We start from the raw sequence: 25,979 nt of genomic DNA on the forward strand, positions 1-25,979 counted from the left end.
GAAGATGAAAATAAAGTTGCTTTGCGGGCTGCTGATGCTGCTGACGGTGACCAGCGTTCAGGCGCAGGAACCGGGGTCTGACGACAACGCCGTCCGTTTTCTGGTGCTCGCCAATCGCGAAAGTCCGCTTTCCAGCGTGGTGCCAGGGCGCATTGACAAGGTCAACGTCCAGCTGGGTGACACGGTGAAAAAAGGAGAGCAACTGGCAGAGCTGGATTGCAGCGATCTGACCGCTCGCCGTGCTGCGGCACAGGCGGAATACCGGGCGGCACAGCTGCGCTATGAGGCGAAAGCCAAACTTCAGGGCCTGCAATCGGCGGCTGCGCTGGAAGTTGGCCTTGCTGCGGCTGACGTCAACCGCACCAAAGGCCAGATGGGGATCTTTGATGCCCAACTGGCGCAGTGCAAATTTGTCGCGCCGTTCGACGGACGAGTGGCCAGAATTTATGTCCGCGAAGGCCAGGGCGTATCCGCTGGCGGTCAGGTTATCGATCTGGTGGCAAGCGGCACGCTGAAAGCCCGGCTGAATGTGCCCTCAGCGTGGATAGTGTGGCTGAAAACGGGTTCCACGCTGAATGCGCTGGTCGCGGAAACCGGTCAGCATTATCCGCTGACGGTGACCCATATCAGCGGACGCGTGGATGCCGTCAGTCAGACTATCGAGATTGAAACCACCTTCAGCCCCGAAGTGAAAGATCTGCTTCCGGGCATGAGCGGCCAGGCCGTTCCGGTATGCCCGGCGGACAAAGCCGATTGCGCGGGCAAAGGAACGACAAGTTCATGAGTCACCTGCCCGTTTTTTATGCCCTGCTGACGCGTCTGGAACGTATTGAGAAAGCGAGCGAACTGGGCTTCGCCATCTGTAACGATACGCGCCAGCTGGTGAGCTATCGCCAGGCGGCGCTACTCAGCCTTTCCGCTACCGGCGCGCCAAAACTGGTCGGGCATTCAGGCTTAAGCACGCTCGACCGCAATACCCCTTATGCGCTGTGGCTGGTGCAGGTGTGCCAGCAGCTCGCGCCTCGCATCAAAGCACTGCCTGAAGCCGCGCCTGTTTTGCCGCTCAGCGCGGAGATGCTCGACGAAAAGCTGGCGGCCGACTGGCAGGAGTGGCTGCCGCCGAATGTCTGGGCGATCGCCCTGCGTGGGCCGGATCAGCAGGCTCACGCCCTGCTTCTGCTGGCCCGTGACGAGCCGTGGCCTGCCAGCCTGAACATGGACAGCGCTGAGTATTCCCTGCTGCAACTGTGCGGAACCTACGGCTACGCCTGGTGGTCGCTGGCGGTGAAACCTGCGCGAGCCAGGCGCTGGCTGGGTCTGAATCGCAAACGCGCCGTGCTCGGGTTACTGGCGCTGGTGCTGATTGCGCTCTGCATCCCGGTGCGAGACTACACCCTGGTGCCCGCTGAAATTATCTCCCTGCACAGCGATGTGATCGCCGCGCCCAATGACGGTGTGCTCAAGCGCATGCTGGTGCAGCCCAACACCGAGGTGAAAAAAGATCAGGTGCTGGCGCTGCTCGACGATACCACCCTGCAAAACCGTCTTGCTGTGGCAAACGCCGAACTGCAAACCGCCAACGTCACGCTGCATCAGGCGTCACAGCAGGCCATTGAGGATCAGTCCGCCAAAGCCGACCTGGCGATGGCGATGGGTAAAATGCGCGAGAAACAGGTTGAAGTGGACGCCCTCAAACGCGAGCTGGCAAAGCTGACGATCCGCTCCCCGACGGACGGCGTGTTCGTCTATTCCGATCCCGATGACTGGGCCGGACGCCCGGTACAAACCGGCGAGCGAATCGGCCTGCTGGCGGACCCGGCTACCCTTGGCATTCGCGCCTGGGCCCCGGTGGCGGAATCCGTCAACCTGCGTCAGGGCGCACCGATGACGCTGTTTCTGAAAGTCGCCCCGCTCAGTCCGCTGGAGGGCAAGCTCAACTGGGCGGGCTATAAGGCCACCGAAGCCCCCAACGGCGTGGCGAGCTACCTGCTTCGTGGTTCGCTCGAAGGCGATCAAAGCGTGGCCCGCATTGGTCTGCAAGGCACAGCGCGAGTCGCTGGCGACTGGCGGCCGCTGGGCTATCTGTTACTGCGCCGGCCTTTGGCCACCGTCCGGGCGTGGGTTGGCGTGTAATGGACGCCGCACGCCCTCTTCTCACTCCAGCCACGCAGACCCCGCCCTGGCCGCAGCTGCGCGACGAACTGCGCCTGCATTCGGCCAGCGCCAACCGCGATGGCTCCCCGGCCTGGCATCTGGCTGACCCGGTGCGCAATCTGTTCTTTCGCCTCGGCTGGCTGGAGATGGAAATCCTCCAGCGCTGGTCACTGGGGTCGGCGGAAAAAATTGCCGCCGCTATCGAGACGGAAACCACGCTGTTTGTTGAAGAGCAGGACGTGGTGGAGTTCGTGGTTTATCTCCAGCAACAGCAGCTGCTGCGCAATGCCCGCTATCGCCCGGAAAAATCGCTCTGGCAGCACCTGCTGCATACCTATCTGTTTATCCGCATTCCCCTTATCCACCCGCAACGAATGCTGCAGGCGCTGCTGCCGTGGGTGAACGGCTTGTTCAGCCTGCCGTTTTTGCTGCTGACGCTGTTGGTGGCGCTGACCGGGATCGTGCTGGCAACACGTCAGTGGGATAGCGTTGTCGCCAGCCTGCACAATGCGGTGAGCTGGCACGGGGCGCTGGCCTTCGCTGTCGCGCTGGTTTTTTCCAAACTCTGGCACGAATTAGGCCACGCCTTTACGGCCACCCGGCACGGCGTGCGCGTCGGGCATATGGGTGTGGCGTTGTTAGTCATGCTGCCGATGGCGTACACCGACACGGGCGAAAGCTGGAAGCTCTCACGCTCTACTGAGCGTTTTCGCATCGCCGCCGCCGGGATTGTTTCCGAACTGGTGTTAGCTGGCTGGGCCACCTTTTTGTGGTCCTTCGCGCCCGAAGGCAGCATCAAAAATGCGCTGTTTTTCCTCGCCACTACCGCCTGGGTGATGACCGTGGTGGTCAATGCCAGCCCGTTTATGCGCTTTGACGGCTATTTTATTCTCAGCGATCTGCTCGATTTTCCCGGCCTGCACGAACGTGCGGGCAACTGGGCCAAACGCTGGCTGCGCTGGCATCTTATTGGCCTGCGCGATCCGCTGCCGGATAACGTCACTCCAGCCTTCGCCCGCTTCCTTACCCTGTTTGCTTTTGTCACCTGGATCTACCGTTTGATGCTGTTCATCGGCATCGCGTTAGTGGTCTATCACGCGTTTTTTAAAGCGCTGGGCGTCATTCTTTTTCTGGTGGAAATCATGACTTTTGTGGTGTACCCCGTGTGGCGCGAGCTGCGCATCTGGTGTGAGCGTCGCAGTGAAATTCAGCCCCGCCGCCGCTGGCGACTGCTAGCGCTGCTGGCGGTTCTGGCGGTATTGCTCTTTGTTCCGTGGTCCGGGCGTGTGTCGCTCGACGGCGTGTTTGAAAGTGCGCTGGTGCAGCCTGTCTACACCCCTTTCCCGGCGAAGCTGACGCAAATTCACGTCAGCGATGGCGAACGAGTGAAAGCCGGACAGGCGCTTTTCGAGCTTCAGGCCTCTGTGCCGCAGGATGCGCAGGATCGCGCTCGCGCCCTGCATCAGGCATGGGAAAACAGTGCGCGGGGTGCACTAGCTCTGGCAAAAGACGGCCCGGCCAAACAGGTCGTGGCCGAGCAGATGATGCGCCAGTATCAGCTTGAAGCCAGCGCCGGAGCCATTGAGCTGCAACGGTTAAGACTGGTTGCCGCAGAAGACGGCGTGGTGACCGACAGCGATATCACTTTACAGCCGGGAAACTGGGTTTCACCCGGTGAGCCCATCGCGAGAGTGATAGACGATCGCCACTGGCGTGTGCGAGCACTGGTGCGCGAGGAAGATCTCTCCCGCATCACCACAGGCGCGCGAGCAAAAGTCTGGTTGAGCGGGCGGTGGGAACCTCTGATTGGGGAAGTTGTATCCGTCGATCATGAAGCTGTGAAAACGCTGCCTTCGCTGATCCTGGCCAAAAATCACGGCGGCCCGGTTACTCTCAACGCTCAGGCTCCGGTGAAAGATCTGCGCCCGGACAGCGTCTGGTATCGCGTGTCCATTGAGGGCGAAACCGCTGACCACAACGTGGGCCATGAGCAGACGGTGCAGGTTGCGATCAACACGGAGAAACAAAGCCTCGCGCACCGCTGGCTGAACAGCATTATTTTGATGCTGATCCAGCAAACGGGATTTGGCAAAGAGGCGTAGCAGTATTTAAGTCAAACTTAACTATCAAAACGGGTAGCTCGCGCTTTTTGGCGGGCTGTTTACAATGGAAACTCCCCTCAATTCGATTTCACAGACCCTGAATGCACAGCCATTACGATACGTTAAAGGTCACTCACCACGCGACGACGGAAGAACTTAAACGCGCCTGGAAACGTTTATCCTTCCTTAATCATCCGGACCGTTTTCCGGAAGATAAACGGCAGGCCCAGACCGAGATAATCAAAGCCATCAACGAAGCATGGCGGATCCTGGGCGACAGCGAATCGCGCAGGCGCTATGACCAGTGGCTCGATCAGCAGCAAGCCACTGAAAGGCAAACCGCAGGCGCGCAGTACGACAGCGCGTGGTGGGAGCAACAAAAAAGAACCGAGCAGGAGTACGCCGAATTCTGGCGGCAGGTGGAATCGCTGTGGGAAGAAGAATACCAGCTACAGAAGTGCAAGGAGCAGTGGTTCAGGGAACGCCGTCGGGAAGATTTGCGCAATGACATTGCGGAGAAATCAGCCGCCGTGAAATCGTTTATCGCTGAAACGCGAGTGGTTGATCGCAGCAAAAAGCTTGTACGTCGGTTGGTGAAAATTGCATTGGGGATTGGCGGATTAATCCTCGCGGGCGGCGCGGTGGGGATCATCAACGAGGCCATGAAAGGCGCATCACAAAGCCAGGCCACAAACTATGTTGCGCCTGCTGCGCCCACTCGCGAAGATAATCTGGCGACGTTTTATCAGGGGATGAAAGACTATATCGCGCAGGCCAACCAGCAATTGCCGAAAACCGCCTCAAAAGGCGTGACGCTCGATGCGCTTCAGGCTGAAGAGAACACGCTGATGTACGTCTTTACGGTTAACGCCAGCTTCAGTAAAGGCTATTCAAAAGCCCGATTACGGCAGAATTTGCTGGATGCCTTCGATCACGGCAACCTGAAGAAGGTGTGCAGTCTGGGGGAGACGAAACCGGGCGTGCCGGAAGATTTTCAGTTTGCCTATCGCTATCACTACCGTGACCAGACGGTCACCGTCAGTTTGCCCTTTAGCGAAGCTTGCCCGGCAGCAAACCTCTTCTGAGGCTCGCCGCCGGGAAGTATGACGGTTAACTGGCTTTCAGGGCCTGTGCTTCGCGCAATGCGATGCGCAGGTTGTCGTTGTTCTCACTCAGTATTTCGCGCGCCTGCCACGCATCCAGCCCGCTCATCAGCATCAGCATCGCCGTGCGGCAATGATGGTTACACTGTTCCAGCGCCGTTTTGGCCTGAGCACGCTGGCAGCCGGTAATCTCCATCACCAGCGCAATCTGCCTTTCCTGCCAGCGCGTGGTGTTGGCCTGCACGTCGACACGCACGTTGCTGTAAACCCGCCCGCTGCGGATAGCGATGCCGGTTGTCAGCATGGTCAGAATTTGCTTCTGCGCGAGATGGGCTTTCGGGTTGTTGAACCCGGCGACCACTTCCGCTCCTGTCGGTGGCACGACGGCGATATCGGCTAACTGCGCAGCTTCACTTGCCGCGTCCTGAGTGATGATGGCGGTTCTTGCACCGATCGACCACGCATAGCGCAGCGCGCCCCACAGCCACGGGGTTTTCCCGCTGACGCTCAGGCCCACCAGCATGTCGCTATTGCTGAAGGCAATAACCTCAAGATCCTTCACGCCGCGCTCGTAATCAGAAGCGACGCCCTCTTCGGTTTTGATCATCGACTGCGCGCCGCCGGCAATCAGCGCCATCAGCGAGTGCTTGTTATCCGGCGCAAATTCTCCTGCGGCAATTACCGCTGCGCGCCCGGAGGCTCCGGCTCCCGCCAGAATGACGCGCCCACCCCGGCTCAGCGTAGCGGCGGCATTGTCCACCAGACGTGTGATGTCCGGCAGACAGGAGGCAATAGCATCGTTGACCTGTTTATCTTCCCTGTTGATAAGTGCCAGCATGTCGTGGGTAGCGAGTTTATCGATATCCACGGTGGCGGCGTTGCGACGTTCCATTGCATGACCCCTTGGCTTTATGCTCATAACACCCTCCTTTGTAAGCATCCATAGCCACTATAAGGATATTCCTGGAAAGAACCTGCGAGTACCGTCACGCTTCCCCGGGAAGCCGCATAACTTTCCTTTTCTTTACCAGCCTTTAAAAAAACCACCCTGACGGCGATAATGATGACTTTGTGGTTATCCTGGACCTCACATGAGCGATTCGCCTCTTCCCGGCAGCGCCGCTAAGCGCCCGATGAAACTGAGTACGTTAGTCACCATCATGGTGTGCTGCGTGATGGGTGCAGTGCTTATCCTTGTCTATGCCTTGTGGCTTGGGCAGATTAGCAGCACCACCCGCGACGGCGTGAAAGAGACCGCGCTGGCGATTGCCCGCACGGTTGCCGATTCACCGGAAGCGAAGCGTGGCCTGAGCCAGTCGCCCCAGGACAATATCATTGAGCCGCTGGCGCAGGCGGTGAAGCAGCGCAACGACCTGCTGTTTGTGGTGGTGACGGACATGCACGGCATTCGCTTCTCGCATCCGGATAACGCCATCATCGGCAAACCGTTTATCGGCGAAGATCTGAATCCGGCGCTGGCAGGCAAAGAGAACGTCTCCATCAACCATGGCGTGCTGGCGGAAGCCCTGCGCGTGTTCACGCCGGTGTATGACGATAATCATCAGCAAATCGGCGTGGTGGTGGTCGGGATATCGCTGAGCAAAGTGGATGAACAGGTGAGCCGCAGCCGCTGGAGCGTGGTGTGGAGCGCCCTTTTCAGCGTAATTGTCGGCACCTTTGGCATTCTCTGCCTGGTGCGCGTGTTAAAACGCGTGCTGCTGGGGTTAGAACCAGCGGAGATCTCCAGCCTGTATCAACAGCGGCAGGCCATGTTGCAATCGCTTAAAGAAGGCGTTATGGCGGTGGATGCCCAGGGGCGAGTCACGGTGATCAACCACGCCGCACGCCAGATACTCCTTTCGTCTTCGAGCCTGATGCAGGGCGAACCGGGGCAAGCCGCGCTGGTCGCCAGCCTGAAAGAAGTGCTCGCCAGCGGCAACGCGATTCAGGACCGCGAGCTTGGCTGCAACGGACGGCTGCTGCTCAGCAACACCGTGCCGGTGCGCAGCCAGGGCCGCGTGATTGGCGCCATCAGCACTTTCCGCGATAAAACCGAGGTCAGCCAGCTGCTTCAGCGTCTTGATGGCATGGTGAACTACGTGGATGCGCTGCGTACCACGTCGCATGAATTTATGAATAAGCTGCATGTGATCCTCGGCCTGCTCAGTATGAAAAGCTATGACAGCCTTGAGAAGTACGTGCTGCAAACCGCACAAACTTACCAGACCGACATTGGGGCCATTCAGCACCAGGTGAAATCCCCTGTCGTGGCGGGCTTCCTGCTCGGCAAAATCAGCCGTGCCAAAGAGCGCGGTTTCAGCCTGACGCTGGCAGAAGAGAGCCTGGTGCCGGATAATCCTAATGAACAACAGGTCACGGTGCTGGTGACCGTGCTGGGAAATCTGATTGAGAATGCGCTCGATGCCATGAGCGATCAGCCCGAAGGGGAAGTGAGCCTGCTGCTGCATTACCAGAATGGCTGGCTGATGGGCGAAGTGAGCGACGACGGCCCGGGCATTCCACAGGCCAATCTGGAGGCCATTTTTGCCAAAGGCTTCTCGACCAAAGGCGAGAACCGCGGCGTCGGGTTATTCCTCGCCAGCCAACAACTTGACGAGCTGGGCGGCACCCTGACGGTGGAATCCGAGCCCGGCGTGTTTACCCAATTTTTTGTTCATCTCCCGTGGGACAGTGAAAGGAAGAGTGCGTGATAAATGTATTGATTGTTGACGATGACGCGATGGTCACCGAGCTGAACCGGATGTACGTCGCCCGGGTGCCCGGTTTCTCCTGCTGCGGCACGGCTTCCACGCTGGCCCAGGCCACAATGATGATCAACGACACTTCGCTTGCCATCGATCTGGTGCTGCTCGACGTTTATATGCAGCAGGACAATGGGCTGGATCTGCTGCCCGTTATCCGCGCCTCTGGCCGCGCTATCGACGTCATCATGATCTCTTCGGCAGCCGATGCCGCCACCATTCAGACCTCCATTCACTATGGCGTGGTGGATTATCTGATTAAACCGTTCCAGTTCCCGCGTTTTGAAGAGGCGCTGAGCGCGTGGCGTGAGAAGAAAAACCTGATGGGCAGCCATGCTTATTATGAGCAGGCCGACGTCGACAGATTGCTGCACGGCGGCACGCCGGAAGTAGCCGACAGCAAGAAGCTGCCCAAAGGATTAACGCCGCAAACGCTGCGCACGATTTGCCAGTGGATTGACGCTCACCCCGAGCAGGAGTTTTCGACAGACGATCTGGCGCAGGCGGTAAATATTTCCCGCGTATCGTGTCGCAAATACCTGATTTGGCTGGCGCAGATCAACATTCTCTTCACCAGCATTCACTACGGCGCCACCGGGCGACCGGTGTATCGCTATCGCCTGGTGGCGGAGCAGTACGGCTTGCTCAAACAGTACGGTCAATAAGCCGGTAGCTGTCGTCCAGCAGCGTAAAACGGAACTGGCGCCGGGAAGAAAGCACCACTTCCCGCGCTTTCGTAACGAAAATCGCTTCGATGTCGTCCCTGCCTTTCAGCATCTGGCAGCCTTTCTCAATGCCCGCGCCGTAAATCAGCGTGGTCCAGATATCGCCGTCGAGCGAATCGGTGGAGATGATGGTCACGCTGTCCAGTTCGTTATCCAGCGGATAGCCGGTTTGCGGACTCAGGATGTGATGATAGCGGCGGCCGTCCTGTTCGAAATAGCGCTCATAAGTACCAGACGTGACGACGGATTTATTGCTCACTTCCATCGCGCCAACTAACGCATCAGCAGCAGAAAACGGTTTTTTCAGCCCGATGCTCCAGTGCCCCTGGGGCGAACCCAGCGTCTGGACGTTACCGCCAAGATTAATCAGCCCTTCGGTGACGCCTTCCCGACGCAGCAAATCACGAACCCGGTCGGCAATGTAGCCTTTGGCTATCGCGCCAAGATCGATTTCCATCCCTTTATGGGTCAGAAACACGCTGAGTTGAGCGTCGTCGAGGATGACATCCTGCGGTTGTGTTATCGCCAGCAGCGAAGCAATCTCCTCTTCAGGCGGCACGCTGTCGCCTTTAAAACCAATTCGCCAGCGTTTCACCAACGGGCCGATAGCCAGATTGAACGCGCTGCCCGGCAGAATGCTCGCGGCTTTCGCGCACTTGATAAGCTGGTAGACAGCCCGGCTCACGACGACCGGGCGAACGCCCGCAGCGTGGTTGATATCCATCACCTGCGATTCAGCCCGGTTAACGGTGAACAGGTCTTCATACTGTTTAATCAGGCCAAACACGCGGGAAGCCAGCGTCGGGTTATCGCTGAAGAGTTTAAGAAGAATGGGCGAGCCCATCAGGACGGCGGAGTAGCTGTAAACCGATTCATCTGTTGGCATCGCGGTTGCCCTCATCATGGTTACTGCTCTTATTGTTCAAAAGTCGTTTGGCAATAGCGTCGATTTGTTCCCCCTCTCCCCTGCCCTCTCCCAAAGGGAGAGGGAGAAAGGGTGCTTCACTCTCCCCAGCCATCTCCCCAGAGAGAGGGAGAGAACCGGCAATTCCCTCTCCCTTTGGGAGAGGGTTAGGGAGAGGGGCACGCGCCTGACTTAACCCCGGGCGCGAACGGCCGCCTGATGGCCCGCCAGCGTACCAAAGATAATGATATCCGCTACCGCGTTCCCGCCGATACGGTTACCACCGTGGATACCGCCGACCACTTCGCCCGCCGCGTACGCACCCGGGATAACCTGATGCTCAGCGTTCAACACTTCCGTTTGGGTGTTGATGGTCACGCCGCCCATGGTGTGGTGTACGCCTGGGGCAATCTGAATGGCGTGGAACGGGCCTTCGTTGATGGGCGCACGCAGCGCGGTGGTACGGCCAAAATCGTCGTCGTGCTGTTTCTCCACAAAGCCATTGTAGCGTTCCAGCGTGGCGAGGAAAGCATGCTCATCCATGCCCAGTTTCGCCGCCAGTTCACGCGGTGAGCTGGCGCTGACCACCAGGCCTTTGGCGATGTACTCGTCGGCCGCTTTGTTTTTCGCCCTCACGTGTTCATCAAACACGATGTAAGCGAAGTGTTCCGGCAGCGCGATAATCGCCGCAGAGACTTTATCGCGGGTCGACATTTCGTTGTAGAAACGGCTGCCCTGCTGATTAACCAGAATCGCGCCGCCACCGCGGATAGATTCAGAAATCAGGTATGAGGTTTTCTGCTCGACGGTTGGGTGGATCTGAATTTCGCCCATGTCGACAGTGCCCGCCCCGATGCGTTCCAGCAGCGCGATACCGCCGCCAGTAGCGCCTTTATGGTTGGTGGTCACGAACCCTTCGAGATCAGGACGGTATTTCACCACCATTGCGCTGTTGGCGCTGAAGCCACCGGTTGCCACCACCACGCTTTTTGTCTGCACGGTGAGGGTTTCGTTTTCGTCGTTCAGCAGACGCACGCCGCTCACTTCGCCCTCAACAAACAGAATGTCGTCGACGGAAGTGTCCAGCATCACGTCAATGCCGCGTTTGGTGATGTTACGAACCAGGCCGCTAATCAGGTAGCCGCCGACAGCCGATCCATCACGCGGGCGGTGAGTACGGTCGATGCTCATGCCACCGGTGGTGGTGATGTCGTTCAGCATGATGCCGCGACGAGCCAGCCATTCGATGGCTTCCGGTGCATTTTCCACAAAGCGACGCAGCAGCTCAGGGTTGTTTTTGTTGCCGCCGCCTTTCAGGGTTTCGGCATAGAACAGCTCTTTGCTGTCCTGAATGCCTTTCACGCGCTGGAAGCGAGTTTCCGCGGCGTTCATCCCCGCAGAGGCTTTAATGGTGTTGCCGCCGATGGTTGGCATTTTCTCTACGATCAGCACTCTCGCCCCTTCGTCGTGCGCCTGAATCGCCGCCGCCAGACCAGCCCCGCCGCTGCCCACAACCACCACGTCGTAGTTTTTCGGTGCCTGTTCGTCGCCACCCTCTTCCGCTACGCGGGCTTTGGTGGATTTGAGCATCGCTTTGGAGACGGCTTTTTTCACCGCTTCACTCTGACTGGTTGCGCCAGAGATAGCGTCCACGTGCGGGGTATTGGCATCCAGAATGCGGGTTTTGATTTCTTCAAAGCTGGTGATGAACTCAACCTGAGATGGGCCGGACACCAGTTCGATATCGGCAATGCTGTCGCTGTCGAGGCTGACGTTAATCACCAGTTCACTGGCGTCGTCGTTCACGGTTTCGCAGAACACGCCCGGTTTGAATTTCGCGTCACCCATGCTCATGTCGCGGATCATCGCTTCCACCAGCGAGAAGCGCCACAGAGGCTCAGGGATGTTCAGGGCTTCACGCTGTGTGCTGTCGATGAACAGCTCCAGTTCTTCGCCGTTAGCAATGCGGTCAGTCCAGTCCGGATAAGCGATGGTGGCGCGCCCGACAGCAATCAGATCATAGCCATGATCGATGCCTTCTTCGGCATCTTTGGCGTTCACCACGCCGCCCACGCCCATCACCGGAATTTGCGCCAGCGCGTCAGAGCGTAGCGAGCAGAACTTTTCAATCAGTGGAGTCGGGTCCTGTGTGTCCACGATGGAAGGACGCAGGCTGGCCCCCAGCGAGAAGTGCAGATAATCGAGGCCACGCGCCGCCAGTTTTTCCAGCAGATACATCGTGTCGTCAAAACGGATGCCCGGGACTTCCATCTCTTCCGGCGAGAAGCGATAGCCGATAATGAAGCTGTCGTCAGCGTACTGGCGGACCATTTTGTGAGTGATATCCAGCACCGCCAGAGGGAATTTCGCGCGGTTGTCGCGGCTGCCGCCCCACTCGTCGTCACGCTGGTTAGAGTTGGGTGAGTAGAATTGTTGAATCAGATAGGTGTTCGCGCCATGGATTTCGACCCCGTCAAAACCGGCCTGAATCGCACGACGCACACCGTCACCAAATTTGGTTACCATGCCTGCCACTTCTTCCGTGGTCAGGGCAACTGGGGTGGCTGCGCCATCACGCGGAGCAGCCACAGCGCTTGGGCCAACCGGAGTACGCCCGCCGATCAGTTTCGGATCAACCATGCGGCCGCCGTGGTAAATCTGCAAAATCGCCTTAGAGCCTTCGGCTTTGATCGCGGCGGCAATGTTTGCCAGGCCGGCAATTTTCTCGTCGTTATCGATACCAATGGCGCCCGGGAACGCGAGGCCCAGATCGTCAATAAAGCAGCATTCCACAATGATGGTGCCGATGCTGCCTGCACGAACCCGATAATACTCCACCAGCTCGCTGGTGACGGTTCCGTCGAAATAACCTGTGCAGGTGGTCATCGGAGCCATTAACAAACGGTTTTTCAGCTCGGTCCCATTCGGTAAAGTGAAAGGGCTCAGAATGCGTTCGTTACTGGTCATAATAGAACTCCAGATTTTAAGATTGAAATTTAAGAATTCGGTGACGGACAGTTTCTGCGTTTTATTTAGTGGTCCGATTTCATGCTTATTAATATACGCTTTCTTTAATTACTAAAGTTATTACGTTAGTTATAAAACTATTTAATACCTGATATAACAGAGATACCACCACGGTATTAGCATTTTAAAATAGCGCATTCACATCCTCGCCATCGCCGATAACAATACGGTTACGTTTGTTAACGTCAAGTCACGGCAAAAACACAATACCACACACATGCAAATCAACAAGATAACCATAAATAAAAAATCAAATGATAATTTATCTCAATAATAAGTTAACAATAATAGAGAATTTATGAAAATAACCCCATGCCACAATAGGGTTATTCGATAATGAAAAAAAACGGCGACTATTTTCGATTTCTTGATCTCGATCAATTGCAACGCAGAGTGAAAGCGCAATATATAAATAACCCAAATATTTTATTTAACGCAGACACAATTGCGTTAAATGGCGATATCCGGAAAAAGTAAACCGCGTCATTTATAATTAAAGAAACTTTCGAAACTAAAAAAACAAACGCGTTATTTTCGGGCCACCACCGAATTCTTAACTACTTGTCGAGTCTCACTATGAAAGACAAAACTGCAACCCCCGCGCCCGCTCCTTCAGCAAGCGCAAAAACCGGTAATAAGAACCGTCTGCTGATGATGGCTCTGCCCGTCATCGTCGCGGTACTTTTGCTGTTCGTTCCGGTTCCGGACGGGCTTCCTCCGTACGCCTGGCACTACTTCGCTATCTTCGTCGGCGTGATTGTTGGCCTTATCTTTGAACCGCTTCCGGGTGCCGTAATCGGTTTAACCGGCGTGGTCGTTATCGCGCTGTGTAGCCAGTGGCTGTTGTTCAGCCCGGAACAAATGCTGGAGCCGAAATTTAAACTGGCCACCGCCTCCTTTAAATGGGCAGTCAGTGGGTTTGGTAACTCCACCGTTTGGCTGATTTTCGGCGCCTTTATGTTTGCCGCCGGTTACGACAAAACGCAGTTTGGCCGCCGTCTGGCGCTGATCCTGGTGAAATACCTCGGTCGCCGCAGCCTGACGCTGGGTTATGCCATCACCTTCGCCGACCTGCTGTTGGCCCCGTTCACCCCGTCTAACACCGCGCGTAGCGGCGGGACTATCTACCCGATCATCGCTAACCTGCCGCCGCTGTACGGCTCAAAACCGAATGACCCAAGCGCGCGTAAAATCGGCTCTTATCTGATGTGGGTGGCGATTACCGCGGCCTGTATCACCAGCTCGATGTTCCTGTCTGCGCTGGCCCCTAACCTGCTGGCGCTGGCGCTGGTGAAAAGCATTGTGGGTCTGAATATTTCCTGGGGGATGTGGTTCCTGGCGTTCCTGCCGCTCGGCGTGATCCTGATTCTGGTGATGCCGCTGCTGGCTTACTGGTTCTATCCGCCGGAAGTGAAAGTGAACAACGAGGTGCCGCTGTGGGCCGCACGCGAGCTGGAAAAACTCGGCAAACTGTCGCGCAATGAGATCCTTCTGCTGGTGTTCGTGTGCTGTGCGCTGATGATGTGGATCTTCGCCGCCGACTTTATCGAACCGGCAATGGCGGCCCTGTTGGTTATCGGGCTGATGCTGTGGACTGGCGTGCTGAACTGGAACGACATCACCAGCAACAAAGCGGCATGGAACACCTTTGTGTGGTTTGCGACGCTGGTTGCGCTGGCTGATGGTCTTTCTTCGACTGGCTTTATCGCCTGGCTGGGTAAAGAGGGCGGCGCGCTGATGGGCGGTATCTCTCCGGGCACAGCGACCATTGTTCTGCTGCTGGCGTTCTACCTGCTGCACTACTTATTTGCCAGCACCACCGCGCACACCACGGCGCTGCTGCCAGCGATGCTGACCATCGCCTCCACCATTCCGGGCATGAATATGGAAGTGTTCTGTTTGCTGATGGTGACCTCGCTCGGCGTGATGGGGATTATCACCCCGTACGGCACCGGCCCTAGCCCAATCTATTACGGCAGCGGCTATCTGCCGACCAAAGACTACTGGCGTCTGGGCACCCTCTTCGGGGCTATCTTCCTCGCCGCCCTGCTGCTGATTGGTTATCCGTGGATGTCGATGATCTTCTGATACCTCGACAATGCCCGGTGGTACTGATTGCCCGGTGGCGCTGGCGCTTACCGGGCCTACAAGCCGGGCGTGTCGTAGGCCTGATAAGCGAAGCGCCATCAGGCAAAAATAACGATTCTGGAGTTGAGTATGTCGAATAAACCGTTTGTCTTTCAGACCCCTTTCCCGCTCGCCAAAGATGACACTGAGTATTACCTGCTGAGCCGCGAACACGTTTCTGTCGCGGAGTTTGACGGTCAGGAAGTGCTGAAAGTCGCCCCTGAAGCGCTGACGCTGCTGGCGCAACAAGCCTTCCATGATGCTTCCTTTATGCTGCGAGTTTCCCACCAGAAACAGGTCGCCTCGATTCTGCTCGACCCACAAGCCAGCGATAACGACAAATACGTCGCCCTGCAATTCCTGCGCAACTCTGAGATTGCGGCTAAAGGCGTGCTGCCGACCTGTCAGGACACCGGCTCCGCCATCATCATGGGCAAAAAAGGGCAGAACGTGTGGACCGGAGGCGGCGACGAAGCGGCCCTGGCGCGCGGCGTGTACAACACCTACACCGAAGACAATCTGCGCTATTCCCAAAACGCGCCGCTGGACATGTACAAAGAGGTGAATACCGGCACCAATCTGCCGGCGCAAATCGACCTCTACAGCGTGGACGGCAACGAATACAAATTCCTGTGCATGGCAAAAGGCGGCGGTTCGGCCAACAAAACCTACCTGTATCAGGAAACCAAAGCGCTGATCACCCCGGCGAAGCTGAAAAACTATCTGGTCGAGAAAATGCGTACCCTCGGGACGGCAGCCTGCCCGCCGTACCACATTGCGTTCGTGATTGGCGGCACTTCCGCAGAAGCCACGCTGAAAACGGTGAAACTGGCTTCAGCCCGTTATTACGATGAACTGCCAACCGAAGGCAACGAACACGGTCAGGCTTTCCGCGACGTACAGCTGGAACAGGAACTGTTGCAGGAAGCGCAAAATCTGGGTCTCGGCGCACAGTTCGGCGGCAAATACTTCGCCCACGATATCCGCGTGATCCGCCTGCCACGCCACGGTGCATCCTGCCCTATCGGCATGGGCGTGTCCTGCTCGGCAGACCGCAACATCAAAGCGAAAATCAACCGTGACGGGATCTGGATCGAAAAACTGGAATCCAACCCTGGCCAGTACATTCCGCAAGCTTTGCGTCAGCAGGGTGAAGGCGAGGTGGTCAGCATCAATCTGAATCAGCCGATGGAAGCCATTCAGGCTCAGCTTTCCGCGCACCCGGTTTCGACTCGCGTGATGCTGAACGGCACCATCATCGTGGCGCGCGATATTGCGCACGCGAAGCTGAAAGAGCTGCTCGATAACGGTGAAGCCCTGCCGCAGTACGTGAAAGATCACCCAATCTATTACGCGGGCCCGGCGAAAACGCCGGAAGGCTATGCATCAGGATCACTCGGCCCAACCACCGCCGGGCGCATGGACTCCTATGTTGATCTTCTGCAATCCCACGGCGCAAGCATGGTGATGCTGGCAAAAGGCAACCGCAGCCAGCAAGTGACTGACGCCTGCCATAAACACGGCGGTTTCTATTTGGGCAGCATCGGTGGCCCGGCGGCGGTTCTGGCACAGCAAAGCATTAAGAGCCTTGAATGCGTGGCTTATCCGGAGTTAGGCATGGAAGCTATCTGGAAAATTGAAGTGGAAAACTTCCCGGCGTTTATCCTCGTGGATGACAAAGGTAACGACTTCTTCCAGCAGATTCAGAATAAACAGTGCGCAGGTTGTAGCCAGAAGTAACCCTCCCCACTGCCGGGCGGCGCCTTGCTTGCCCGGCCGACAACGGCGGCGATCGTAGGCCGGGTAAGCGTAGCGACACCCGGCTTTTTTTACTCCAGAATCGGCTCTTCCACCCGCGTCGGCTTCGAAAACAGCAGCACCAGCGGCAGCAGAATGAAGCACAGAAACATCATCAGGCGGAAATCCTGATAGTAGGCCAGCACCGTTGCCTGCCGTGAGACTTCGCCGTTGATCGCCATCAGGCCGGAGGTTTGATGCAGGTTGTACACACCGTGCTGCATCATATGCTGAAGCGCCTTGTTGAACGGATTAATAAAGCCGGAGAACACGCTGTGATTGCGCTGACTTTGCTGTGCGAGGTAGGTCGTCACCACGGAAATCCCGATGCTGCTGCCGATATTACGGATCAGCGAGTAGAGCGATGCGCCTTCGGTGCGGTACTGCGGCACCAGTGTCGAAAAGGTCAGTGTGGATAGCGGCACGAAGGTTAATCCCATCCCCACGCCCTGCACCACGCCGGAGCTGATAATGTCCCACGGGCTCATCCACATGGTGAAATGGGTCATCTGCCACAGCGAAATCGCCATGATCACTACGCCAATCGCAATGACATAACGCAAATCAACTTTCCCGGCTATGCGCCCGACTATCATCATACTGAGCATGGTACCGAAGCCGCGTGGGGTCATCAGCAACCCAACATCAATCACCGGATAATGCATAAACCCCTGCAACAGCGGCGGCATTAACGCCATCGTCGCCAGCAATATCGTCCCCATGCCGAAGCTGAACAGGAGCCCTACCACAAAATTTTTATCGCGGAAAATACCCGGCTCGATAAATGGCTTTTTCGCCGTGAAGATATGCGCGACAAACAGATACAGCGCCACCCCGGCCAGCACCGCTTCAATGATAATTTCGCCGCTGGCAAACCACTCTTTTGATTCCCCACGATCGAGGAACAACTGCAGGCTGCCAATCGCTACGCTCAAAAAGAAGAAGCCCAACAGGTCAAATTTGCGTTTGCTGTCGAGCGCGGTTTCGCTGACAAACGAGGTGATCCCAAGCCACGCCAGCACGCCAAACGGGATGTTGATATAGAACACCCAGCGCCAGCTGTAATACTCCGTCAGCCAGCCGCCGAGCGATGGGCCGAGGATCGGCCCGACCATGACGCCCATGCCCCACATCGCCATGGCTGAGCCGTGTTTCTCTTTCGGCCACGCGTCGAGCATCACGGATTGCGACAGCGGTACCAGGCTTGCGCCGAAAATACCCTGCATCAGGCGGAAAATCACAATCTGGTCGAGCGACTGCGCCGCCCCGCAGAGCATGGACGCGACGGTAAAGCCTACCACCGACCAGGCAAAGAGACGCTTGCGCCCAATGCGAGCCGACACAAAACCCGTCAGCGGCATCGCAATGGCGGCCGCCACAATATAGGACGTGAGCACCCACGAGGTTTGGTCCTGCGTTGCGCCCATCGCCCCTTGCATATGCGGCAGTGCGACGTTGGCGATGGTGGTATCCAGCGCCTGCATGATGGTCGCCAGCATCACCGAGAAGGTGATCAACAGGCGGCGGTCAGCGCTTTGCTTCTGCGGCAGCGGAGCCGCGATGACTTCAGTCATAAACCACCTCCTCAGGAAGCGTTGTTGGCGTTTGCCTGAGTATCAATTTTGATGGTGGCACTCAGCCCGGCACGTAGCTGCGGCTGGTTGGCATCCGTTTGCAGACGAATGCGGACGGGCACACGCTGCGTCACTTTCACCCAGTTCCCTGTGGCATTTTCAGCGGGGATCACTGAGTACTCCGCCCCCGTCGCCGGGCTGATGCTGCTGACTTTGCCGTGCCAGGTCACGCCCGGGGCATAGTCGACGCTGATTTCCGCTGGCTGATTGTCGCGAATATGCGTGAGATCTTTTTCCGTGAAGTTGGCTTCTACATACAAATGGCTGTCAGCCACCAGCAACATCGCGGTGCTGCCACTCTGCACATATTCCCCGGTTTGCAAGACTTTGGTGATAGTGCCGGAAGAAGGCGCATATTCGTTCACATGCGCGAGATTATTTTTTGCCGTATTCAATTCCGCCAGCGCTTTTTTATAACGTGGATGCTGCTCAACGGGCATCGAAATATCCCCGCCAAAGCTGTCGGCCACTTCCTGTAATTGTTTTTGCAGCATGTTCACTTCCAGCGACATCAGCAGGCTTTTCTGGTGCGCACCGTCGAGGTCTGATGCAGACACGTAGCCCGGCCCGGTCAGGCGATGCAAGCGCCCTTCTTCACGCTGCGCGTAAGCCAGCTGGCTTTTTGATACCTCGATATTCGCAAGCTTACTGCGGTATTGCGATTTAATGGTATTCAGATCGATAACGGTATTATTCAGTTCAGACGTTGCCTGCGCGACCGCTAATTCATACGGTTTAGGATCGACGCTAAAAAGCAAATCGCCTTTATTCACATGCTGGTTTTCTTTCACCGTCACATGCAATACCCGACCAGACACTTCAGCGCCGATGGTTGTTTTATCCGCTTTAACATAAGCGTTATCTGTTTCCACATAACGGCCGCCGGAAAAATAAACCCAGCTACCCGCAGCAATTCCCAGCGTCGGTATGACAAGCAATAAAATAAAACGCAGCTTTTTCATTTTCATGTGCAAATCTCTTTATTTGCGCGATACCAGAGTCGGAAAGGTGAGGCAAAAACAGACGCTGACGCCCTGCGCGGTGGCAGGTTTCATCAGGGCGGAGTGGGCAGATATCGCTGATTTATTGATGCGATAAATATAATTAGCCTGCTTATTGTAAACTAAGCAGGCTGTGCTATTCGGGGTTTAATTATAAATTTGGCTGGCTGGAGCGCCGTATTTTCAAACGCCCGGCGAGCGTTAAATGCGTCGCGGCATCTTCAGCGTTACAGAGATATTCCACCGCCAGTCTTCCCAGCTCGCCATAAGGCAGTTGAATACTGGTAAGCGGCGGCGTTAATTGCTCTGAGATTTTTTGGTCGTCATAACCCACCACCAGCACGTCGTCCGGGATGCGTAATCCGTGGTCGGAAATTGCCTGGTAGCAGCCAATAGCCAGCCAGTCGCTGGCGCAGAAAATGGCATCCGGGCGTTCGGCCTGGGCCAGCAACGCCACGGTGGCCTGATAAGATTCGTTGAACTGCCAGTTGGTTTGCTGCACCCACGCATCCTGCGGCGTAATGCCCGATTGGGTGAGCGCCGCCTGATAGCCCGCCAGGCGCTGACGCGTGGCTTCCATCCAGCTCTCTCCCGTAATGTGTGCGATGCGCTTTGCGCCCTGATTCACCAGATGTCGGGTGACCTGAAAGGCGTTGGCGTAATCATCCGGCTCAAAGGACGGCAGCAGCGGAGAATCCGGATCGCGCTGGTTGAGCAGCACCAACGGCAGCGTGGTGCAGTCCTGAAAGGCGCTCAGTTCCACCACCGTGGTCACCGGCGAGGCCAGAATGATCCCCACGCAGTTGCGCTTTTCTAACTGGCGAATGATGTTCAGCGCCAGCTCGCTGTCGTCGCCGTAATCGTACACCGTGAGCAACACTTCGCTGCGCCAGGCCGCATCACGCGCCTGGCTGATGGCGTCAATAAAGGGATCGTAGCTTTGCAATGAACTGATCAGCAGCGCGATCTCTTCCTGATTCCTCGGAGAATGAATGGCTGGCAGGCGATCGTAGCCCAGCTCCCCTGCCACATTAATCACCCGCTGGCGCGTTTCGTCGCTGAGTTTGATATTGCGAGACTGATTAAGCACTAACGATACCGTCGCCTGGGACACCCCGGCTGCGCGTGCGATATCGTTCATGGTGACTTTATTTTTCCGCTTCATAATCCCTGCCCACGGTTTTTGATGGCCACATCATACTCATCATCTTCACCCGGTGGCAGCGCTGTGCGTTGCCGATCACGTTTCTTCCTCACAGCGTCGCCAACTTTGTGAGGATTGTCGCTTTTTCCGCTCATCGTAATTGCTCATGAATGCGTCAACTAATATTTATTAGCTAAATATTATCAGCAGAGAGGTCATCATGAAACAGCAGTGGACAAAGGAACAGGCGCAGGCCTGGTATCAGCAACAGGGTTGGCTGTGCGGTTTTAATTATCTGCCGTCAACGGCGGTGAACTGGACAGATATCTGGCAGAAAGAAACCTTCGACGCCCCGACCATCGAACGCGAGCTTGGGTGGGCCGCTGAAGCGGGTTACAACAGCCTGCGCATCAACCTGCCGTTTATTGTCTGGGAAGTTGACCGCGACGGGCTGATTGCCCGCATCAATCAGTTTTTGCAGATTGCGGATAAACACGGTTTTCGCACCATGCTGACGCTGATGGACGATTGCGGCTTTTCAGGCGATGAACCCTATCTTGGCCCACAAAAAGCGCCCGTTCCGGGCAAACACAATAGCCAGGCCGCCGCGAGTCCGGGGCGTGCGAAAGTGTGCAATCGTGATGAATGGCCGCACATCGAACGTTACGTGCGTGACATCGTGCGTGAATTCCGCAGCGACAAGCGCGTGCTGCTGTGGGATTTGTACAACGAGCCGGGCAACCGCGGCATTTTCGCCACCGGTACCGTGGAAGTGCAGTACGACGAAAAGCTGGAAGCGTTCGCCCACGAGCTGATGCGTAAAGCATTCGAATGGGTGCGCGATGAAAACCCGGAGCAACCACTCACTGTCTGTGCGTGGCGCTTGCCGCATGAAGCGGAAGGCGAAACATTCTATCAGCACCCGCTGGATCAGACCGCACTGGCGCTGTCTGACGTGGTGAGCTTCCACGCTTACACCAACACCGCGAGAATGGTCGCCATCATTCACCAGTTGGAACAGCTGGACCGCCCGATGTTCTGCACAGAGTGGCTGGCGCGCCACGTGGGCAGCACCATTGAGGAACAATTGCCGCTGATGCACGCCGCCAATGTGGCGCCTTATCAATGGGGGCTGGTGCGCGGCAAGACCCAGACCTGGCTGCCGTGGCCGGTAGTGATGACTAACTCACCGGACTATTGCCGCCTGTGGTTCCATGACGTATTTGAAGAAAACGGCATTCCTTTCTCACAAGCGGAAATGGCGCTGGTGCGCAAACTGAGCCGCATTGGTCTGCATCCTTCCCGTTAATAATAATATTGATGACAGCAGCCCGGCGGCCTGCCGCCGGGTGCAAAGGTACGCACTATGGCAAATACGATGAAAATACCGTCTCGCGAGTTGTGGTCCTATTTTGGCTATGGTTTAGGTCAGTGTTTTAGCTTTGGTTTAGTGGGTTCGTTTATTAACTATTTCTATACTGACGTGCTGGGTATTTCTGCCCTCGCCGCCAGTACCATTTTCCTTATCGCCCGCGCCTGGGATGCCATCCACGATCCGCTGTTCGCCAGCTTCATGGACACCATTAACAGCCGCTTCGGCAAGTTCCGCCACTTTATGCTGATTGCGCCGCTGCTGATAACCGGCGTGACGCTGCTGTCGTTCTATAAGATCGAGGCCGACACCACCACCAAAATTTTGTACGCCGGAGTGACCTACATTTTATGGGGCACGCTGTACGCCATTTCCGATATTCCGTTCTGGTCGATGTCATCCGTGATGACCAACGATTCCGGGCAACGTACTCGGGCGGTGACTGCCGCGATGCTTGGCGTGAATGCCGGGATTGCCTGCGCCAATATTTTCTTCCCGAAACTGGCCGCTTTCTTTGCGCAGTACAGCAATGACAAAGGCTACTTTATGGCGGCGTTAGTGATGATGCTGGTCGGCCTGCCGCTGATGCTGAATGGTTTTCTGCAAATCAAAGAGCGCGTGCCGCCAAGCCCGGAAAAAGTCACGATACGTGACACCTTCCGTAACTTAAGGCAGAACAAGCCGCTGTTTATCATTCTGCTGTCGTTCTTTTTCTGTGTGTTCCATAACGTTGCCAACGGCATCTATATCTATTTCTTTATCTACAACATGGGCGATGCCAGCCTGCAAATGGTGATTGGCCTGATGGGCATCGTGGCTGCCGTGGTGTGTCTGGTCGCGCCGATGCTGACGCGAAAAATGCAGAAACGAAAACTGTTCATGATCCTTTGCGGACTGGATGTCGCGGTGCGCGTGGTGATGTGGTTTGCCGGTTATCAGCACACGGCAGTACTGTTCCTGCTGCTGGGACTGAGCACCATTTTCGTGATGATGACCAACATTCTTACGTCGTCGATGATTGCAGACACCATCGAATACGCGGAGTACCACACCAACAAGCGCTGCGCGGCGATCACCTTCTCCGGGCAAACCTTTACCGGCAAGATGTCTGTCGCGGTAGGCGGCGGGTTAATCGGCATTTTCCTGACGGTGATCGGCTATGTGCCACAGGCGCAAAGCCAGAGCGATGCAGTGCTGAACGGGTTGTTCTTTGGGATTTGCCTGCTTCCGGCGATCGGCTCATTGATTCGCCTTGGATTTATGTCGCGCTTCACCTTCACCGAAGAGAAGCATGCGGAGATCTGCCGCCTGCTGGCGCTGCGGCGTCATGCGGTGTCTGAGGATGAGAAGCAACAGCCGGAAGGACGGCCTGTTTCGGTGAACTGACTCCAGCGAGGATGGCGGGGCGTACGGCTGTGCGGTCTGATGCCCTCTCCCCCCGGCCCCTCTCCCACAGGGCGAGGGGAGCAAACACAAAAAAATCCTCTCAAGAGAGGATTTTTACTGTTCACCTCGCCGCCGGGCAATGGGATTACTCTTCGAAGAACCAGTAGCCGTGGTTGATCACTTCGGTCAGTTCGGCGATAAATTCTGCCTGATTCACAGCATCGCCCAATTCTTGTTGACCTAATTCGGTGTAACGGGACAACGCGTCCGCCGCTTTGAGATCAGAAATCGTCAGACGTTCGGCATTCACAAAGAAACAGCCCTCAACGTTCAGCACGCGCAGGCCGCTCAGACGCATCAGGGTTTCGCCGCTAAGCAACGCTTCCTGCACTTCTTCTGGCTGATACGGCGGCTCTGCCGGGGCGATGTCCAGCTCGTGGCGTGGCGTGCTGGCAAAACGGCCAAACCACTGTTTGAAATCTTCTGGCTGGTTGATGACCGCCATCATCTGCTCACGCAGACGGTCCAGTTCGTACTGTTCTACCCTGCCCGCGTGCTCACGGACGGTGAGATCCGGGTCGCTGTAGTGTGCGCCACCCAGATCGTTTTCCAGCGCGTAATCGGCAAAGCTGCTGATTAAATCGCGGCCATTCGGGCCACGGAAGCCCACGGAATAGTTCAGCGTATCTTCATAGGTGAAGCCGTCGTGCGGGAATCCTGGTGGAATATAGAGGATATCGCCCGGCGACATTTCGACATCGATGATGGGCTCAAAAGGATCGACATGCAGCAGCGCAGGATGCGGGCAGAACTGACGCATTGGCAGCGCATCGCCCACGCGCCAGCGACGGCGGCCCATGCCCTGGATAATGAACACATCGTAGTTATCGATATGTGGACCCACGCCACCACCCGGCACCGAGTAGGAGATCATCAGATCGTCCAGACGCCATTCCGGCAACACGCGGAAAGGACGCACCAGCTCAGCCGCCGGCATGTGCCAGTGGTTTACCGCCTGCGCCAGCAGCGACCAGTCGGTTTCCCCCAGCCCGTCAAAATCTTCGAAGGGACCATGGCTTGCCTGCCACTTACCGCCCTGATGGCTGACCAGACGGCTGTCGACTTCGGGCTCCATCGCAAGCCCGGCCAGTTCATCTGGGGTAATCGGATCAACGAAGCCAGGAAAAGCGTTCTTCAGGACCACAGGTTTTTTCTGCCAGTATTTCTCTAAAAATTCTGGCCAGTTCAGATTCAGTTGGTAAGCCATACACTCGCACCGGGAAAAGGAAAGACGCGCGGAGTATGCGAGAGTTGCCCTTTTTCAACTTTGCTGCGGGTCAAGGGTTGGTGAAAAAATGACAGTTTTGCCGTACATAATGTGCGGCATTTAAGAAACCGTTAAGAACTCCCCGCTACACTGGATTTTTGTTTGGAAAAGTCCTCAGGGAGAAGCCATGACTTTCACCGTAAAAAATACCCTCGCGCTGGTTCTGCTGAGCACCGCTTCGTTCGCCACGCTGGCTCAGACGCCGCTCAAAGGCTGTGCCGCCAAAGAGGCGAATATTCAACAGCAGCTCGATTACGCGAAAGCGCACAATAACAGCGGACGCATCGCCGGGCTTGAAAAAGCCCTGTCGGAAGTTCGGGCGAATTGTACTGATGCCTCACTTCAGGCACAGCGCGAAGAGAATGTGCAGGATAAAGAGCAAAAAGTGGCGGAGCGCCAGCAGGAACTTAAAGAAGCACAGGCTTCAGGGCGCAGCGATAAAATTGAAAAGCGCGAGCGTAAATTGCAAGAGGCATTGAGCGAACTGAGCGAAGCCAAAGCCGAGCTGCTTCGCTAAAGTCGATAGGCCGAAATGGTTCGGGTGGTCGCAGTCAGGTCGTCATAAACCTCAACCTCTGACGTGGTGATGTTCATGCCTGAGGTTCGCAGCGTCGAAACATCCGCGGCAATACGCTGGCTGCCCAGCCAGAAAAGCCCATCAAGCGCATTGACCGTAAGCCCGGTTTCCAGCGCCAGCTTCAAACGCTGTTTGGGATCTTTCACCTGCTTTGCTATCTGCGGCAATAAGTTCGCTTCCACGCCCTCTTCATTGCGACGGATACGGTTCGAAAAACGGTAGCGAACCTCATCCGGCACCTGGCTTAAATCCGCCTTCAGGCTGTAGACCTGACAGCGTTTTTTATCATTGACCAGCACCGTTTTTTGATTGAGCTGCAGCTCATTACGCAGGCGTTCAATAAGCTGGGGCGTGCGAATCAATAGCAGCCGAAAAGGCAATTCGAAGCTGCTGACATAATCCACGTTGAGCAAGGCAATCCGCAGGCGCTCTTCGCTTCCTGCTTTTTCCTCACGGCATTCCTCAACCACTTCAGCCCACTGGCGAGCGATTCGCGGCGATTCGTTCAATTCCGTGAACACGTATTTCTCAATTTGATAGTCAACGCGATTGCCCATGAGTTCCCTCATTTCTCCTTTGGATCTGCCATCCAAAACGGCTGATTTGCCCGCGCATAATTTACCCTTTTTGAAGCGCATTGCTCAATAAACAGGGTCTATGTGGCAAGGAAAATCGCATTCATTTTCGACCTTTTTCATTAGGCTGTGTCCCTTAATTGCCTGAGCTATAGTAACCAGCTGTTTTCTCAACACATTGAACTATGGCTCGCTACGACCTTTCCGATGAAGCATGGACCATCATCAAGCCCCTGTTGCCTCCTGACCCCGTAACGCGGCG

Annotated in this window: 19 protein-coding genes; 11 read left to right on the forward strand and 8 right to left on the reverse strand. The window is 56.3% G+C overall.

Annotated elements, in window-relative coordinates:
* Window positions 1-4: 4 nt before the first annotated feature.
* The 4 genes from ACRCWW_RS09910 (at window position 5) to ACRCWW_RS09925 (ending at window position 5,341) form a co-directional block, all read left to right on the forward strand.
* Window positions 5-784 carry an efflux RND transporter periplasmic adaptor subunit gene (locus ACRCWW_RS09910; RefSeq protein ID WP_438682265.1) on the forward strand — a complete coding sequence of 260 codons (780 nt, stop codon included), beginning with the start codon at window positions 5-7 and terminating at the stop codon, window positions 782-784.
* Window positions 781-2,133, forward strand: a complete 1,353-nt coding sequence (locus tag ACRCWW_RS09915) for an efflux RND transporter periplasmic adaptor subunit (RefSeq protein WP_438682266.1) — start codon at window positions 781-783, stop codon at window positions 2,131-2,133. Before ACRCWW_RS09910 ends, ACRCWW_RS09915 begins: the two co-directional genes overlap by 4 nt.
* The gene (locus ACRCWW_RS09920) at window positions 2,133-4,256 is read left to right on the forward strand and encodes an HlyD family efflux transporter periplasmic adaptor subunit (RefSeq protein ID WP_438682267.1); all 2,124 of its coding nucleotides are present in this window, start codon (window positions 2,133-2,135) and stop codon (window positions 4,254-4,256) included. The genes ACRCWW_RS09915 and ACRCWW_RS09920 overlap by 1 nt, the downstream gene beginning before the upstream one ends.
* Window positions 4,257-4,357: 101 nt before the next feature.
* A complete protein-coding gene (locus ACRCWW_RS09925) occupies window positions 4,358-5,341 on the forward strand; it encodes a J domain-containing protein (RefSeq protein WP_438682268.1) in 984 nt (327 codons plus the stop codon).
* Window positions 5,342-5,366: 25 nt separating this feature from the next.
* Here the strand turns inward: ACRCWW_RS09925 and ACRCWW_RS09930 are convergent, their stop codons facing one another.
* Entirely contained in the window at window positions 5,367-6,278 is a 912-nt protein-coding gene (locus ACRCWW_RS09930; protein ID WP_438682269.1) for an N-acetylmuramic acid 6-phosphate etherase, read from the reverse strand.
* A gap of 172 nt (window positions 6,279-6,450) precedes the next feature.
* Here ACRCWW_RS09930 and ACRCWW_RS09935 point away from each other — a divergent pair, with 172 nt between their 5' ends.
* Together ACRCWW_RS09935 and dcuR are read left to right on the forward strand one after the other, a co-directional pair.
* Window positions 6,451-8,070, forward strand: coding sequence for a sensor histidine kinase (locus ACRCWW_RS09935; protein WP_438682270.1), 1,620 nt, complete (start codon window positions 6,451-6,453; stop codon window positions 8,068-8,070).
* The gene (gene dcuR, locus ACRCWW_RS09940; protein ID WP_438682271.1) at window positions 8,067-8,786 is read left to right on the forward strand and encodes a two-component system response regulator DcuR; all 720 of its coding nucleotides are present in this window, start codon (window positions 8,067-8,069) and stop codon (window positions 8,784-8,786) included. The genes ACRCWW_RS09935 and dcuR overlap by 4 nt, the downstream gene beginning before the upstream one ends.
* Here the strand turns inward: dcuR and ACRCWW_RS09945 are convergent.
* Window positions 8,767-9,732: an FAD:protein FMN transferase gene (locus ACRCWW_RS09945; protein ID WP_438682285.1), complete on the reverse strand. Its 966-nt coding sequence runs from the start codon at window positions 9,730-9,732 to the stop codon at window positions 8,767-8,769. The two genes, dcuR and ACRCWW_RS09945, sit on opposite strands and share 20 nt — an antisense overlap.
* A gap of 210 nt (window positions 9,733-9,942) precedes the next feature.
* A complete protein-coding gene (locus ACRCWW_RS09950; protein WP_438682272.1) occupies window positions 9,943-12,717 on the reverse strand; it encodes a flavocytochrome c in 2,775 nt (924 codons plus the stop codon).
* Window positions 12,718-13,353: 636 nt separating this feature from the next.
* Between ACRCWW_RS09950 and ACRCWW_RS09955 the strand changes: the two genes are divergently transcribed.
* Both ACRCWW_RS09955 and fumA read left to right on the forward strand, forming a co-directional pair.
* Entirely contained in the window at window positions 13,354-14,865 is a 1,512-nt protein-coding gene (locus tag ACRCWW_RS09955) for an anion permease (RefSeq protein ID WP_438682273.1), read from the forward strand.
* A gap of 129 nt (window positions 14,866-14,994) precedes the next feature.
* On the forward strand, window positions 14,995-16,644 hold the full coding sequence (gene fumA / locus ACRCWW_RS09960; protein WP_438682274.1) for a class I fumarate hydratase FumA: 1,650 nt from the start codon (window positions 14,995-14,997) through the stop codon (window positions 16,642-16,644).
* An 89-nt stretch (window positions 16,645-16,733) separates the two neighbouring features.
* Here fumA and ACRCWW_RS09965 read toward each other — a convergent pair whose 3' ends face one another.
* From ACRCWW_RS09965 to ACRCWW_RS09975, 3 genes are all read right to left on the reverse strand, one after another.
* Window positions 16,734-18,275, reverse strand: coding sequence for a DHA2 family efflux MFS transporter permease subunit (locus ACRCWW_RS09965; protein ID WP_438682275.1), 1,542 nt, complete (start codon window positions 18,273-18,275; stop codon window positions 16,734-16,736).
* 11 nt (window positions 18,276-18,286) lie between these two features.
* The gene (locus tag ACRCWW_RS09970) at window positions 18,287-19,303 is read right to left on the reverse strand and encodes an HlyD family secretion protein (RefSeq protein WP_438682276.1); all 1,017 of its coding nucleotides are present in this window, start codon (window positions 19,301-19,303) and stop codon (window positions 18,287-18,289) included.
* 184 nt (window positions 19,304-19,487) lie between these two features.
* Complete coding sequence (locus ACRCWW_RS09975) at window positions 19,488-20,501, reverse strand: LacI family DNA-binding transcriptional regulator (RefSeq protein ID WP_438682277.1); 1,014 nt, start codon at window positions 20,499-20,501, stop codon at window positions 19,488-19,490.
* Window positions 20,502-20,700: 199 nt separating this feature from the next.
* On the opposite strand from ACRCWW_RS09975, the gene ACRCWW_RS09980 reads away from it, so the two are divergent.
* Together ACRCWW_RS09980 and ACRCWW_RS09985 are read left to right on the forward strand one after the other, a co-directional pair.
* Window positions 20,701-21,789 carry a cellulase family glycosylhydrolase gene (locus tag ACRCWW_RS09980; protein WP_438682278.1) on the forward strand — a complete coding sequence of 363 codons (1,089 nt, stop codon included), beginning with the start codon at window positions 20,701-20,703 and terminating at the stop codon, window positions 21,787-21,789.
* A 57-nt stretch (window positions 21,790-21,846) separates the two neighbouring features.
* Window positions 21,847-23,238 (forward strand): MFS transporter, encoded by a 1,392-nt coding sequence (locus tag ACRCWW_RS09985; RefSeq protein WP_438682279.1) that lies wholly within the window; start codon window positions 21,847-21,849, stop codon window positions 23,236-23,238.
* Window positions 23,239-23,383: 145 nt separating this feature from the next.
* Here ACRCWW_RS09985 and ACRCWW_RS09990 read toward each other — a convergent pair whose 3' ends face one another.
* On the reverse strand, window positions 23,384-24,505 hold the full coding sequence (locus tag ACRCWW_RS09990; RefSeq protein ID WP_438682280.1) for a ribosomal protein uL16 3-hydroxylase: 1,122 nt from the start codon (window positions 24,503-24,505) through the stop codon (window positions 23,384-23,386).
* Between the two features lie 187 nt (window positions 24,506-24,692).
* On the opposite strand from ACRCWW_RS09990, the gene ACRCWW_RS09995 reads away from it, so the two are divergent.
* Window positions 24,693-25,082, forward strand: a complete 390-nt coding sequence (locus tag ACRCWW_RS09995; protein WP_438682281.1) for a DUF1090 domain-containing protein — start codon at window positions 24,693-24,695, stop codon at window positions 25,080-25,082.
* Here ACRCWW_RS09995 and ACRCWW_RS10000 read toward each other — a convergent pair.
* Entirely contained in the window at window positions 25,079-25,699 is a 621-nt protein-coding gene (locus tag ACRCWW_RS10000) for a DNA-binding protein (RefSeq protein ID WP_438682282.1), read from the reverse strand. The genes ACRCWW_RS09995 and ACRCWW_RS10000 overlap by 4 nt on opposite strands.
* Window positions 25,700-25,979: the final 280 nt, after the last annotated feature.

Origin of the sequence: Scandinavium sp., from assembly GCF_051650185.1 — a bacterium.
GTDB lineage: Bacteria > Pseudomonadota > Gammaproteobacteria > Enterobacterales > Enterobacteriaceae > Scandinavium.